Below are 13,769 nucleotides of genomic sequence, written 5' to 3' on the forward strand. Positions count from 1 at the left end.
GCGCATGAGCGCATGCCGAGCGCCAGGGCCGTCCGGCCGGCCGAAAGCACCCGTCGTCGCGAGCGGTGACGCTGAACAACGGAGTTGAAGGTAGGCCACCTGAAGATCAGGTGGGGAGCCCGGGAACAAGCGTGCCTGTCGTACGGCCATGGCGCGCGATCCGCGGCGGCTTCATCCATGGGCTCACCTCGCGACGCCAGATGAGCCCCACCGGGGCGCGCGAGGGCTCATCACCTCTTGACTTCGAAAAAAGTCTTTCATTTTGCCTTCACAACCACCTTCCGGGCGGCAAGGACGACGGCGCTCGTGTCCTCATCCAGCGCGGGAGTCACGAGGACGGGGCGAGACCCATTGGGGTGCCGGCATCGTCCGACATCGGAGGGCAGGCCTGTCCAGAGCTCCACCCGCGCGGTGCGCTCGCGCTTCCTCGGATCACGCGCCGCGACAGGCGGGTTGTCTTTTAAAGAGAGGGATTGAAGCCTCTCGTCTTCTGGATGCCGGCTCACTGAAAGAGTTCACCCGCCCGAGGACGGCCTGGACACCCGCGGCTCGCGCGTACGCCGGCGGAGGAAATCCACCCGCGCCGAGGCTGAAGCCGAGGCGTAGGGGTGCGATAAAAAATGAAGCGCGGGTGTCATCCATGGTTGCGTCTACGCGCGCAGGCGTAGAATCGCCGGAACCATGAGCCGATCCCCCTCCGACAAGGACGCGCACAAAAAGGCAACGGTCAGCCCCGTGCCGTCGCGAGGGACTCCGCCGGAGACGATCCCGTCGCGCGCCAGCGCTAGCAGCACCGCCCTGCCGTCAGCGCCGCCTCCGACGCGCAACAGCGCCGGCAACGGCAGCGCCCTGCCGCCGGCGCCCGCATCGAACCGCGGGGGCAGCACCCTCCCGCCTCCTCAGCAGCACGCGCCGCCCCCGGCGCGCGGCAGCCACTTCCCGGCCGACGCGCGCGTGCGGAGAGATCGGCCGAGCGTCCCGCTCTCTCCGCACGGCGCCTATGCGTCGCAGGAGGCGCGCGGCTGGCGAGAGCGGCCGGCGGCTGCGCCCGCGGCCGCGGCGCGCAGCGGCTACACCTTGCAGGATCCGTTCGACCGGTGGGACCCGCCCGAGGGCTCCCCCGCGGCGCCCGCGACCCAGCCGCCCGAGCCGCCGAGCTCGCGCGTCCCGGAGGGCTCGCGCCACGACGACGCCGGCCGTGGCCACGCGCCGGCGTCGTCGCCGGCCAGGCGCACGGCGACCGGCGGGCTGCCCGCCGCGCATCAGCCCGCGCCGCCGGCCCGGCCGACCGCGGGGCGCGAGCCGCAGCGGCTCCACGAGCCGCACGGCGGGGGCCACGACCCGTACACGCCCATCAACCAGATCCTCGGCTACACGCGCCTGCTCGTGGCGTCGCTGCAGGGCAAGGTCGCGCCGCAGCACATCGAGGACATCCGCAACATCGAGCTCGCGTCGCGCAAGCTGCTCACCATCGTGCAGGCGATGGAGAACGGCGACGAGGACGCGCCCTCGAGCGTGAAGGTCAGCATCCCCTCCCCGCACGAGGAGCCCGCGATCCACGCCGAGATCGAGGGCAGCGGGCGCGGCACCATCCTCGTGGTCGACGACAGCCGAGGCAACCGCGACGTCCTCTGCCGGGTGCTGCAGAACAACGGCTACCGCACCGCTTCCGCCGAGGACGGACCACGCGCGCTCGGGCTCGCCGCGCGCGAGCGCTTCGACGCCGTGCTGCTCGACGTGAACATGCCCGGCATCAGCGGCCTCGGCGTGCTCTCCGCGCTGCGGCAGAGCCGGTCGCAGGCCGAGCTCCCCGTGATCATGGTGACGACGCGCGGCGCGAGCGAGGACGTCGTCGAGTCGCTCAAGCTCGGCGCCAACGACCATGTGACGAAGCCGATCGACTTCGACATCCTGCTCGGGCGGCTCGACACGCAGCTCACGCTGAAGCGCTCGCGCGAGCAGCTCTCGCAGCTCGCGGCGGAGCTGTCGGTCAAGAGCGAGTTCATCCGCAAGACGTTCGGCCGCTACCTGAGCGACGACGTGGTGAACCGCCTGCTCTCCTCGCCCGAGGCCCAGCTCCTCGGCGGCGAGGAGCGCGAGGTGACCATCATGATGACGGACCTCCGCAGCTTCACGACGATGACCGAGAGCATGCCGCCCGACGTCGTCATGCGGCTCCTGAACGGCTACCTCGGCGAGATGGCGCGCATCATCGTCGCGCGCGGCGGCACGATCATCGAGTTCATCGGCGACGCGATCCTCGCGCTCTTCGGCGCCCCGTTCCCGGCGGGCGACGACACCCGCCGCGCGGTCGCCTGCGCGCTGGAGATGCAGATCGCGATGGACGCGGTGAACGAGAAGAACAGCGCCGAGGGCCTGCCGACGCTGCAGATGGGCATCGCGCTCAACACCGGCCCCGTCGTCGTCGGCAACATCGGCTCCGAGGCGCGCACGAAATACGGCGTCGTCGGCGCGCAGGTGAACCTGACGTCCCGCATCGAGTCGTGCACGGTGGGCCGCCAGATCCTGATCGCGGACACCACGCGCCGCGCCGCCGGCGCGGGGCTCCTGCTCGGCCAGAGCCACGCGCTGGCCGTCAAGGGGTTCTCGAACCGTGTGCTGGTCCACGAGGTCCTGGGCCTCGACAACCCCGAGCGGCTCTACCTGCCCGAGCGGCGGGTCGAGATCCTCTCGCTCTCGACGCCGCTGCCGGTCGTGTGCGCGCGCCTCGCGGGCAAGCGGGTCGAGGGCGAGCCGCAGTCCGCCTTCATCCTCGGGCTCTCGCCCTTCGGCGCCGTGCTGCGGATCCATCCCCGGCCCGCGCCCTTCACGAACCTCCAGATCCACCCGTCCGGCCCGCTCGCCGAGCAGCTCGGCGGCGAGCTGCACGCGAAGGTGATCGAGCTCGACGCGCGCGCCGAGGACGTCGTGCGCATCCACTTCACGTCGTCGCCGCCGGGGCTCGCGGCGTTCGTCCAGAAGCTGCACCGCGCGGAGGCGTAGCGGCTCGCGGCCGTACAGGCACGCTCGCGTCCGGGTGGATGGGGCGCCGCCAGGCCGTCCGGCCCCCGGAGAGGGTGTCCGTCGCGTGGGACCTGGGACGAACTCGAGCCCTCCCCCTGGTGCCGGGAGCGGACGGCGGGCCAACTCAGGGTCTCGTGGAAAAGAGCGAGAAGACGCTCTGTGGGGCGCTCTGCGGGAGCCCGATCGTCAACAGGCATGTCGTTCACCTCGAACACGTGCTCCTGAAGGAGCCGTATCGGCTCGGCGACCGGCTCTCCTCGGCTCCGAGGACATCGACCTGCGTGTAGCCCACGGCGACGCGCTCCTGGGCGAGCCCCTTTGCTTCGAACAGGCACCTCGCCTACGCTCCGTCCTCGCAGCGCAATACGGCTCCTTCACGCGGCAATACACACCGAGGTAGCAGACGCCCATGCCTTCCCTGACCATCGCGGGCCCTGCGGGCGCGCTCCACATCGTCGATCATCCGGCCGCCGTCCCCCGCCCCGACGCAGGCGCCGGTTCCTCGCGCGAGGCGCCGCCGGTCGTGCTCGTGCACGGGATGGTCGGCCACGCCGGCTTCTGGGAGGCGCCGCTCGCGCACGTCGCCGGCCGGCGGCGCGCGGTGGCCATCGACCTCCGGGGGCACGGCGCGTCGGAGCCCCCGCCCGACGCGGACTACGCTCCCTCCGCGTGCGCGGCCGACGTGCTCGCGGTCCTCGACGCCCTGGCGCTCCCCCGCGTGGCGCTCGTCGGCCACAGCTACGGCGCGCTCGTGGCGCTCGCCGCCGCGGCCGACCACCCGGAGCGGGTCGCGCGCCTCCTGCTCGCAGACCCGCCCCGGGATTTCACGCAGATCCCGGCGGAGGTCCAGGCGCAGCACTTCCCGCCCTACCTCGCCGCCCTCGCGGCGGACGGCTGGCGTGACACCGCCGTGGCCACCTTCAGCGAGGCGCTCGCGGGCAGCACGCCCGCGACCCGGGAGACGGTGCTGGCGCGCGTCGCCGCCACGCCGCACGACCGGATGCTCGGCATGTCCCGGCATTTGCTGGAGTTCCAGGCGGTGAACGCGCTGGACCGCTACCTCGCCGCCCCGGGCGCCCGCGCCCACGCCATCCTCGCCCCCTCGAACGCATGGCCGCAAAGCCTGCACGCGCTGAGGCCCGCGCTCACGGCGGTCGTGCTGCCGGAGACCAGCCACTGGCTGATGCTCGACGCGCCGGCGGCGTTCGCCGCCGAGCTCGAGGCCTGGCTCGACGCCGCCTGAGCCCGGACTACGGCGCTCCCGCTCTCTGGCTCAGCTCCGCCCCCGCTTCCCCGCGGCGAGCGCGCCGAACCGCTCCAGGTAACCCCCGAACCGGTCCAGCACCTCCCGCTCGGTGAGCCCGAACTCGTCGAGGGCGTAGCGATGGACCCCGCAGCGGTGCTGCGGGTGCTCGCGCATCCACCCCTCGATCCGCGCGGCGACGGCGCCGTCGAACCCGAGGCCGAAGCGCTCGTGGATGCGCCGCACCAGCCCGGCGGGATCCGCGGTCAGCTCCTCGTAGCTCGCGTCGATGAACCGCGCCGGATCGAGCCGCGCGCGGGCCTCGAGGAAGCGGTCCATCATGGCGCCGAGCAGCTCGAGGGCCCCCGGGCCGACCGCGCGCGGCTCGACCCGCCGCTGGTGCATCGCGCGCGCGGCCGCGACGAGGCTGCAGAACGACGGGACGACCCGGAGCGGATCGCGGTGCGTCATCACGACGCACGCGTCCGGATACACCTGCAGGAGCGCGGCGATCGACGGCAGGTGGAAGGGAGACTTGAGCACCCAGCGCCCCTCGGGGCGCCCCCATTGCAAGACCTGCAGCTGGCGGCGGTGATGCTGGTAGTCCGGGACGAGGTCCTGCGCGAGCGCCCACCTCCGGTACGACGGCGTCTCGGCGCGGACACAGGGGAGAAGGGTGTTCTGCATCAGGAACACGCATTCTTCCGGGCCGTCCGCGGAGAGCTCGTGGATGGTGGCAAAGATCGGACAGACGGCGTGCGCGAAGCGGACGCGGCGCCTCGCCGCCGCGCGCCGGGGATCGCCGGCCTCGTCCTCGGGGCGGACCGGCGGCGACGGCGCCTGGAGCCGCCAGAGGCGCGGCGCGTGCGCGTCCGGGTGCAGGATCATCAGGTTGTGCAGCAGCGTCGTGCCGGTCCGCGGATAGCCGACGATGAAGATCGGGCGCGGCGTGCGCTGCTCGGCGATCCGCGGCTCGCGCCGCACGTCCTCGCGCAGCAGCAGGCGATTCGCGATCTGCCGCTCGATCTCGTCGCCGAAGCCGAGCCTCCCGAGCAGGGCGAGATCGGCCTCGTCCTCGAGCGAGGCGGAGAGGACCCGCAGCCCCTCCCAGAACCAGCCCTCGCCGGGATCGGTCAGGCCCGTGCGCCGCCGGGCGCGCTCGGACAGGACGTCGACGTCCAGGGGGGCGAGCGCGCGCAGGGCAGAGCGCCCCATCCGCGCCCCGACCGCGTTGAGCGCGCGGAACGGCAGCGACACGCGGTACGGATGAGGGGTCGATCGGGTGGGTCCGTGCATGCGCCAGCCTCAGGGTAGGCGCGCGCCGCACGGAGGGATAGCGCCGAACGGGCGGGGCGCGCGCGGGCCGGGCGGCGGCCGCGCCACGAGCGCCTCGCCGTCCTTTTCCGCGGGGCGCTCCCGGCCCACACTGCCGCCATGCACGACGACAGCGACCCCCGGCACTCCGCGCTCACCGAGAGGACCCTGGCTCACTACGACGATCACGCCCTGTCGTTCTGGGAGGGCACGCGCGATCACGACGTCTCGCAGAACCGCGCCGCGCTGCTCGCGGCCCTGGAGGGGGCGGGCCCGTTCACGATCCTCGATCTCGGCTGTGGCCCCGGGCGCGATCTCGCGGCGTTCCGGGCCGCGGGGCACACCCCGGTCGGCCTCGACGGGTCCGCGCGGTTCGTCGAGATGGCGCAGCGACACGCGGGCTGCGAGGTGCTCCACCAGGACTTCCTGCGCCTCGACCTCGAGGCCGGGCGCTTCGACGGGATATTCGCCAACGCGTCGCTGTTCCACGTCCCGAGCAAGGAGCTGCCGCGCGTGCTCCGCGAGCTCCACGCCGCGCTCCGCCCGCGCGGCGTCCTCTTCTGCTCGAACCCGCGCGGCGACGATCGGGAGGGGTGGTCGGGTGACAGGTACGGCTGCTACTGGTCGCTCGAGCGGTGGCGGGAGCACGTGACAGCCGCCGGGTTCGAGGAGATCGAGCACTACTATCGACCGGCGGGCCGGCCGCGCGAGCAGCAGCCCTGGCTGGCGACGGTGTGGCGCAAGCGCTGAGCCCTCGGCGCGAGCAGCTTGCGCTCCATCGCCCCGAGCGGGCGGAGACGCGCGGGCGCCCGCGGTCAGTGCGCCCTGATCACCTGCGGGCGCGCGGGCGTGCGGGCGGCGGGGGCGCGGGACACGGGCCCGCGGATGACCGCCGGGCCAACCGCGACGATCACGAGGGCCAGCGCCACGACGAGGGCGAGGCCGCCGCGCAACGTGAGGTGATCGGAGACAAGGCCGATGGCCGGAGGGCCGACGAGAAAGCCGCCGTACGACAGGGTGGCGAGCGTCGCCAGCGCCTTGCCGGGCGCGACGCCGGGGGCGCTCGCCCCGGCGCGGAAGACCAGCGGCACCACGACGGACAGGCCGGCACCCACGCACCCGAACCCCAGCAGCATGGCGACGGGGGCGTTGGCGAGCAGCGCCGCGCCGAGCCCGCCCGCGACGACGACCCCTGCCGCGCGCACGACCCGATCGGCGCCGAACCGCTGCGTCAGCCCGTCCCCGGAGAACCGCCCGAGGAGCATCGCCAGCGAGAACGCGGCGTAGCCGGTGGCCGCGAAGGCCGCGGTGGTGTGGAGCTCGTCGCGGAGGTAGACGGCCGACCAGTTGGCCATCGCGCCTTCACCCACGGACGAGCAGAACGCGACGAGGCCGAGCAGGAGGAGCCCTGTCGAGCGTGCGGTCCCGGGGCCGGCCTCGGCCGCGGGCTCGGGGCGCGCGTCGGCCGAGAGCGCCCCGCCCTCGCGCGCGACGGCCGCGGCGAGCACGGCGGCGACGGCGGCGAGGTGCGCCGCGGGCGACAGCGCCCTGTCGGCCGCGAGCGCGCCAAGGGCCGCCCCGATCAGCCCGCCGAGGCTGAACATGCCGTGCACCGAGGCGAGGATGGGCCGGCCGGAGCGCCGCTCGACCTCGACGGCCTGCGCGTTCATCGCGACGTCCATGAGGCCGTTGCACACGCCGAGCAGCAGGAGGGCCGCGACGAGCGCGGCGAAGGAAGGGGCGAGCGCGGGCAGGGGCAGCGCCGCGCACAGGAGCAGGGCCGAGACCCGGGTGATGCGGCGGCTCCCGAAGCGGGCGACGAGCGGCCCGGCGGCGCGGAAGGCGAGCATCGCGCCGCAGGCGAGGCCGAGGAGGGCGAGGCCGAGCAGGCCGTCGCGCAGCCCGATCCGCTCGCGGACCGCAGGGACACGCGCGGCCCAGGACGCGAAGGCGATGCCGTTCGCCACGAACATGACCGAGACGGCGCGCCGAGCGCGCGCGACGTCATCGACGGGCGAGAGGGGGACGCCCATCACGGCACCCCCCGCGCTGGACCAGGCGAGCCGCTGGCGCACAGCCGCGGCCCGGGGAAGGCCGTCCGGAGGACGGCGTTGAAAGTTGGAGGCTCCCCGGAAGGTTCGTGCATTTTCGTGAACATCAGGGAAAGATCATGGGGCCGGACGGGACCGGAGCAAGCAACTTCGTGCACAAACAGGAATAATCGTGCAAAACAACGCAGACACGTCCGGCCTGATGGTGGCAGAGCGGCGCCAGCATATTCTCGCGGTGCTGGAACGTGACGGGAAGGTGGTGGCGGCAGAGCTGAGCCGTGCCTTCGGGGTCTCGGAGGACACGATCCGGCGTGATCTGCGCGAGATGGCGAACGAGGGGCTCTTGCAGCGGGTTCACGGCGGCGGCCTGCCTGTCTCGCGGGTGAACCCGAGCTTCCCTGCGCGCGAGCGGGAGCGGCCGAAGGCCAAGGAGGAGCTCGCGCGGGCCGCGGCGACCTTGATCAAGCGGGGTCAGGTCGTGTTCATCGACAGCGGGACGACCAACGTGGCCGTGGCGCGCCACCTCCCGCGCGATCTCGAGGCGACGGTCGTGACCAACAGCCCTCCTGTCGCCATCGCGCTCTCGGAGCACCCGCGGGTGGAGCTGGTCCTGCTGGGCGGGCGCGTGCGCAAGGACCCGCTGGCCGCCGCCGACGGGGTGACCATCGCGGGGGTGCGCCAGATCCGGGCGGACCTCTGCTACCTGGGGGTGTGCACGCTCGATCCCACGTTCGGCGTCACCACGCTGGACCTGGACGAGTCGTACGTGAAGCGGGCGATGGTGGAGGCCTCGGCCGAGGTCGTCGCGCTGGTGACCGCGGACAAGCTGGGCACCGTGTCGCCGTACGTTGTCGCGCCGCTGAGCGAGCTCACATGGCTGTTCACCGAGCGCGGCGTGTCGCAGGAGGCGCTCGCGCCCTACCGGGCCGCGGGCGTCACCGTCACGCAGGACCTCGAGGCGGAGCCGGCCTGAACCAGCGGGTCAGAGAGCCTGCCATGACTCCAGGAGGCGAAGGCTCGCGCTGGCCATGCCGAGCTCGAGGTGTCTGGACGCCTCCGCTCACTTCACGACGACCTTCGCCGTCGTGAACTTGATCGTCCCGCTGTTGTTCTGGGACTCGACCAGCAGCTTGACCTCGTGCAGGTTCCCCAGGGGAAGGCCGAGCGCTTCCCACTTGGTGAAGTGTTCGGAAACGGAGATGGTGCCGCACGTGCGAGCCGTCCGCCGGATGCTGAAATACTGATCGAACGTCTCGCTATCCCCCGTGATGGCCGGCTTGTTCACGCGGGTCTTCTTCCACACGTCGTAGGTCTCGCCATCGGCGGTGAGCGTGCCGACCTCGTCGCGTGGCGTCCCGTCGGAAGAAAACCCTGCCGGCTTCATGCTCCCCCAGTCGTCGAGGATGTAGAACTCGCGCAGCGGGTTGACCGTCCAGCCGTAGATACCGATGTACGTCAAGCCGCCGTCCTCCTCCGTCTTGGTATGCGCGAATTCCGCCGAGAAGGTGCCGATCTGGGCGTGTTTCCGGGTCTGGTTGAAGTCGAGCCCGACGCGCGCAAGGAAATCCTCGACGTTGCTCCATTCCGCGCTGAACGCGGCGTCGACGCCGTGCACGGTCATGCAGCCCGTCCCGCTTCCCTCCGCCCAGAGCTCATAACCGTAACCATTGCCCGCATTGCCTTTGCTGTTCGAGCAATACTCCCTGCCTCCGGTCAGGGGGGTCGCCGGCGGGCAGGTGGTCGCGCCGCTGCCCGTGGACCCGCCTTCGCCGGTGGACCCGCCGCCGTCGCCGGGGGAGCCACCTCCACCCGTCGCTCCGCCCGCACCAGGGAGCCCGCTGCTGCTGCTGCTCGCGCCGCCGCTCCCCGTGACGCCTCCGGTAGCGGAGGTAGCGTCCGCGCCCCCGGCGCCCGGTTGACCACCGCCTCCGCTCGCGCCGGTGGATCCCGCGATCGATCCGCCGCTCCCGCCGTCGTCCTTCCCTTCCCCCGAGCCGGAACAGCCCGTGAAAGCCGCGGCAGCGAGGCAAGCGGCGAGGGTACCCAACGACCAACGGGACGGAGCGAGAACCTTCATGGTTGGAGCATGCCAGGGGTTGCACGGGGTGATCAAGGGAGGCGAACCGCTGGAAGGAGAGCTCGACGTCGGCTCGCCGCATCGGGCAGAAGTTTCCAGACCCGCGCAAACATCCCGTTCCATGCGCTGCTCGACAAGCTCACCGGCGCGGCGTCGAGCGCCAGCTCGACAGGCCCTCCCGCGATCTGCAGAACCCGTTCGGCCATCCAGGTGAGACAACCAGGGTCCTGAGGCTCGTGTACGCCGAGCACCGAGAACGCCGAGGCGGGCCTGCATCCGAGGAAGGTGATCTCCGGTCTAAGGCACCGTGTCTCGACGGGAGATCGACGAAGAGCGGAAGTTAGCAATCTTCGCGTCGACCTCGGCCGACGACAGGGTCGCGTCCTCGGCGAAATAGACCCAGTCGACGTCCTCGTGGTATGTCCGCGAGCTGCCCTTTGCGGCATCGAGCTCATCGTACCAGAGGTTGAAGAAGATGAACTGATCCACCTCCGGAACGTACATGGAACCGTGCGTCGCGCGATGCACCCCATCGATGTAATAGCTGATGGACGTGCTGGTAACCTGGAGAACGAGGGTGTGAAATCCGTTGAAGTTCGCGGAGACCGAGCTCGAGACGTTCACGTCCGACGTCTCCCACGAGGTCAGCCACATCGTGTTCGTGTCGCCCTGGCCCCAGCCGCCGTTGGGCATGTACTCGAAATCCTGCTCCGAGTAGTCCGGGTCGCCGACAGCCCATTCGGTCAAGGTGAAGAAGGTCTCGACGGGCTTGTCGGCGTAGAAACGCGTGCCGGACAGCGGGGTGTCGCTGAACTTGACCCTGGCAGCGTAGGTGCCGAAGCGGAACTTTTGCGCGTGGGTGATCACCTCGGCCTGCGAGGTGGTCGGCCCGGTGCCGCTCGTGCTCGCCTTGAGGCGCATCAGCTTGTTCGTGGAGCTCTGCGGGTCAGCGACCAGCGAAACGTTGGATTCCAGCCACGACGCGCCGCTCACCCCTGGCGCCCCCGACCAGCTCCGCACCGACCACCAGCTCGTGAAGTTGGCGTCGCTGGTCCCGCTGTAGCTGAAATCGTCGAAGAACTCGGCCGTGACCGCGCTGCCGGCCCGGGTCGTCGCGCTCGCCTGATTGGAGGCGGCAGACGCACCGCCCGCGTTCAGGGCCGTGACCTTGTAATAGTAGGTGGTCGACGCGGCCAGGCCGGTGCTGTTGTAGCTGGTCGAGGTCACGCCGCTGGCGATGCGGCTTCCCGTGCCAGGCGTGAAACCCGACGTGGTCGATCGGTAGACGTCATAGCTCGTCGCACCGCTGCTCGCCGCCCAGCTCAGGGAGATCGCGCTTGCGCTCGACGCCGTCGCCGTCAAGGAGATCGGCGCCGGAGGCGGCGACACAGCGCCGCTCGGCGGCGTACCGCTGCGCAGGCCGCCCGTGGGCGCGGAGCCGGCGTCGTGCACGGTGATACGGCTGAAGCTGGAGAAGGCCGTCTGGTTTCCATACGAGTAATCGTCGGTCTCGACGACGTCCGTGTCGAACTCGATCCCGAGGTCGATCGGCTGGGTCGTCGCCCCCGGAGCCAGGCTTCCGGCGGCGCTGGTGAAGCCGATCTGCACGTAGCGATCGGCGCCCGTATAGGCCACTGTCCCGGTCGTCAGCGTGATTCGGCCGCAGCCCGCGCTCCACCACCAGCACGCCGGGGTCACCGTCGTCGCGCCGTTCTTCGTGAACCAGTAGCGCACGACGATGCTGCTCAGCGGTATCGAGGCAGCGGTGTTGTTGCGAATTTTTATCCCGGCCTCGACGATGGTGTCGTTCGGCGCGGCGGCGTCATAGTTGCTGTACTGAACGGTAAAGTCGGTCGTTCCGGCGGAGCTACCGCTCGAGTGACCGCAGGTCGAGAGCGCGACGAAGATGCTCAAGCACGCAAGGCGGAGGGCACGAGCCCGCAAGAGCTCGGCCATCCTTTCGAGGAGCGTCACACGTGTGCGCCGGCCAGTCCATCTCATCTGCTCGACAGCATGTAGATAGTTCGAGTTCATGATCGTCAATCGTGCTCCTTTCACGCCCGCGTCGCGCGACATCTCCGGGCCGCGGTCGACTCCGAGCCTCGTGTCGAGCGGCGCCCGCTGTCGTTGTCGGGCCGATCCGCCGTCGCCCGGTCTGGGCGCGACGACCGTATTTCAAGCACGGCGCGTGCCAGCGCGGAGCAGCGCCGAATCGGGCTTCGAAGCGACAGGTCAACGGATCATTACCGGGAGTGCGTACGAGAGCGATCCCGGCGATCCATTGGGTGCGATCTGCCTCACGTGACGTCGGCGCGGAGGCCTGCTGAGATGGCAGCATGCCTCCGCTGAGCGACGACGACGCCGCCTCCACCGAACTCCTGCCCGGGCCGGTGCGCCCCGCCGCGGCCGCGGCCGCGAGCTTCGCCCTCTCCGTCATGGCGGGCCCGGACGAGGGCCGCCGGTTCACGGTGGCGCCGGGGCTGCCCTCGCGCGTGCTCGCCGGCACGAGCCCCGCCTGCGACATCCCCCTCACCGACCGGCTCGTCTCGCGCCGCCACGCCGCCTTCGAGCTCGCCGGCGCCCGGCTCCGCGTCACCGACCTCGGATCGACGAACGGCACCTTCGTCCAGGGGATCCGCGTCGGCGACGCGTACCTCCAGGGCAGCGAGCTCGTCCGGATCGGCGAGACCGTGCTCCGCGTCGAGGCGCTCGGCGTCACGCAGGCGGCCGAGCTGTCGCCCGCCGTGCAGTTCGGCAGGCTCCTCGGCGCCAGCGAGGAGATGCGGCGGCTCTATCCGCTGTGCGAGCGCCTCGCGGCCTCGAGCGTCCCCGTCGTCATCGAGGGCGAGACGGGGACCGGCAAAGAAGTGCTCGCGGAGGCGCTCCACGAGCAGGGGCCGCGGGCGGCTGGGCCGTTCGTTGTCTTCGACTGCACCGCGGTGCCGCCGACGCTCGTGGAGTCGGCGCTCTTCGGGCACGAGCGCGGCGCCTTCACCGGCGCGAACGAGGCGCGCCGCGGCGTCTTCGAGGAGGCGCACGGCGGCACGCTGCTGCTCGACGAGATCGGCGATCTCGACCTCAGCCTGCAGGCCAAGCTGCTGCGCGCGATCCAGCGATCGGAGGTGCAGCGCGTCGGCTCGAACCGCTGGATCCGCGTGGACATCCGGGTGCTCGCGGCGACGCGGCGCGATCTCGAGCGGGAGATCCAGGCGGGTCGGTTCCGGGACGATCTGTTCTTCCGGCTCGCGGTGGCCCGGATCGAGCTGCCGCCGCTGCGCAAGCGGCGGGGCGACGTCACGGTGCTCGCGCACCACTTCTTTCGGCAGCTCGCCGGCCGCGGCGCGCTCTTCCCGCAGGGGTTCGGCGAGCGGCTGGAAGACTACGACTGGCCGGGCAACGTGCGCGAGCTCTACAACGCCGTGGCGCGGCGCGTGGCGCTCGGCGAGGACGCGCCGATCGAGATCACCCGGGCCGGACTGGCCTCCCCGGGCGCGCCGGCGCCGCCCTCCACGCGCGGAGGCGCAGAGCCCGGGACATCCGGCGACATCGTCGAGGAGATCCTCGCGCTGAACCTGCCCCTCCCGCGCGCGCGGGAGCAAGTCGTCGAGCACTTCGAGCGGCGCTACGTGCAGCGCGTCCTCGCGCAGCACGGGGGCAACGTCAGCAACGCGGCGGCCGCGTCGGGCATCGCGCGGCGGTACTTCCAGATCCTGCGCGCACGGCGCTCCACCTGACACCTGCGGCGCCGGCGCGCCGGACGACAGGCGCGTGACAGGCCGCGGGTGAGCTCCAGGCGGCCCGAGAGCGCCGGATTGCCGGGGGCGATCCAGGAGTTCCCACGCTCGCGATCGAGGCGATCGCGGTGCGATCTCCCCGATCGCCCACGCGCGCCCCCCGCTTGCCGGGCTCGATCGCCGCGCGTCGGCTCCAGGAAGAGCTCAGCGACGGGCTGCCCCGACGCCGCGCGCCCATCGTCGGGGCCATGATCACGACTGGTACATCGCTTGCTCTTCCCTGAAGCAGCAGCGCAGCAGCAGCAGCGCAGTTGCATCGGGCCACG

At 71.7% G+C, this 13,769-nt stretch carries 10 protein-coding genes; 6 read left to right on the top strand and 4 right to left on the bottom strand.

Features of this window, described 5'->3' with window-relative positions:
- The first annotated feature begins 681 nt into the window (after positions 1-681).
- The 3 genes from WMF44_RS21695 (at position 682) to WMF44_RS21705 (ending at position 4,267) form a co-directional block, all read left to right on the top strand.
- A complete protein-coding gene (locus tag WMF44_RS21695; protein ID WP_437301007.1) occupies positions 682-3,003 on the top strand; it encodes a response regulator in 2,322 nt (773 codons plus the stop codon).
- Positions 3,004-3,158: 155 nt separating this feature from the next.
- Positions 3,159-3,311: a hypothetical protein gene (locus WMF44_RS21700; RefSeq protein ID WP_437301008.1), complete on the top strand. Its 153-nt coding sequence runs from the start codon at positions 3,159-3,161 to the stop codon at positions 3,309-3,311.
- 122 nt (positions 3,312-3,433) lie between these two features.
- Complete coding sequence (locus WMF44_RS21705; protein ID WP_437301009.1) at positions 3,434-4,267, top strand: alpha/beta fold hydrolase; 834 nt, start codon at positions 3,434-3,436, stop codon at positions 4,265-4,267.
- 30 nt (positions 4,268-4,297) lie between these two features.
- On the opposite strand, the gene WMF44_RS21710 is transcribed toward WMF44_RS21705, so the two are convergent.
- The gene (locus tag WMF44_RS21710; protein WP_437301010.1) at positions 4,298-5,563 is read right to left on the bottom strand and encodes a sulfotransferase family protein; all 1,266 of its coding nucleotides are present in this window, start codon (positions 5,561-5,563) and stop codon (positions 4,298-4,300) included.
- Between the two features lie 138 nt (positions 5,564-5,701).
- Between WMF44_RS21710 and WMF44_RS21715 the strand changes: the two genes are divergently transcribed.
- Positions 5,702-6,331: a class I SAM-dependent methyltransferase gene (locus WMF44_RS21715; protein ID WP_437301011.1), complete on the top strand. Its 630-nt coding sequence runs from the start codon at positions 5,702-5,704 to the stop codon at positions 6,329-6,331.
- 65 nt (positions 6,332-6,396) lie between these two features.
- Here WMF44_RS21715 and WMF44_RS21720 read toward each other — a convergent pair whose 3' ends face one another.
- Positions 6,397-7,614 carry an MFS transporter gene (locus WMF44_RS21720; RefSeq protein WP_437301012.1) on the bottom strand — a complete coding sequence of 406 codons (1,218 nt, stop codon included), beginning with the start codon at positions 7,612-7,614 and terminating at the stop codon, positions 6,397-6,399.
- A gap of 190 nt (positions 7,615-7,804) precedes the next feature.
- Here WMF44_RS21720 and WMF44_RS21725 point away from each other — a divergent pair, with 190 nt between their 5' ends.
- Positions 7,805-8,605: a DeoR/GlpR family DNA-binding transcription regulator gene (locus WMF44_RS21725; protein WP_437301013.1), complete on the top strand. Its 801-nt coding sequence runs from the start codon at positions 7,805-7,807 to the stop codon at positions 8,603-8,605.
- Positions 8,606-8,692: 87 nt separating this feature from the next.
- Here the strand turns inward: WMF44_RS21725 and WMF44_RS21730 are convergent, their stop codons facing one another.
- Positions 8,693-9,709 carry a glycoside hydrolase family 11 protein gene (locus WMF44_RS21730; protein WP_437301014.1) on the bottom strand — a complete coding sequence of 339 codons (1,017 nt, stop codon included), beginning with the start codon at positions 9,707-9,709 and terminating at the stop codon, positions 8,693-8,695.
- 297 nt (positions 9,710-10,006) lie between these two features.
- A complete protein-coding gene (locus WMF44_RS21735; RefSeq protein WP_437301015.1) occupies positions 10,007-11,623 on the bottom strand; it encodes a cellulose binding domain-containing protein in 1,617 nt (538 codons plus the stop codon).
- Positions 11,624-12,045: 422 nt separating this feature from the next.
- Here WMF44_RS21735 and WMF44_RS21740 point away from each other — a divergent pair, with 422 nt between their 5' ends.
- The gene (locus WMF44_RS21740; protein WP_437301016.1) at positions 12,046-13,443 is read left to right on the top strand and encodes a sigma 54-interacting transcriptional regulator; all 1,398 of its coding nucleotides are present in this window, start codon (positions 12,046-12,048) and stop codon (positions 13,441-13,443) included.
- The last annotated feature ends 326 nt before the right edge of the window (positions 13,444-13,769 follow it).

It is taken from the genome of Sorangium sp. So ce426, assembly GCF_051475585.1.
Classification (GTDB): Bacteria; Myxococcota_A; Polyangia; order Polyangiales; family Polyangiaceae; genus Sorangium; species Sorangium cellulosum_B.

Bases quoted from the DNA above. Each gene is read 5' to 3' on its own strand.
- WMF44_RS21695 (WP_437301007.1), top strand. From the start codon at position 682: ATGAGCCGATCCCCCTCCGACAAGGACGCGCACAAAAAGGCAACGGTC.
- WMF44_RS21705 (WP_437301009.1), top strand. From the start codon at position 3,434: ATGCCTTCCCTGACCATCGCGGGCCCTGCGGGCGCGCTCCACATCGTC.
- WMF44_RS21710 (WP_437301010.1), bottom strand. From the start codon at position 5,563: ATGCACGGACCCACCCGATCGACCCCTCATCCGTACCGCGTGTCGCTG.
- WMF44_RS21715 (WP_437301011.1), top strand. From the start codon at position 5,702: ATGCACGACGACAGCGACCCCCGGCACTCCGCGCTCACCGAGAGGACC.
- WMF44_RS21720 (WP_437301012.1), bottom strand. From the start codon at position 7,614: ATGGGCGTCCCCCTCTCGCCCGTCGATGACGTCGCGCGCGCTCGGCGC.
- WMF44_RS21730 (WP_437301014.1), bottom strand. From the start codon at position 9,709: ATGAAGGTTCTCGCTCCGTCCCGTTGGTCGTTGGGTACCCTCGCCGCT.
- WMF44_RS21740 (WP_437301016.1), top strand. From the start codon at position 12,046: ATGCCTCCGCTGAGCGACGACGACGCCGCCTCCACCGAACTCCTGCCC.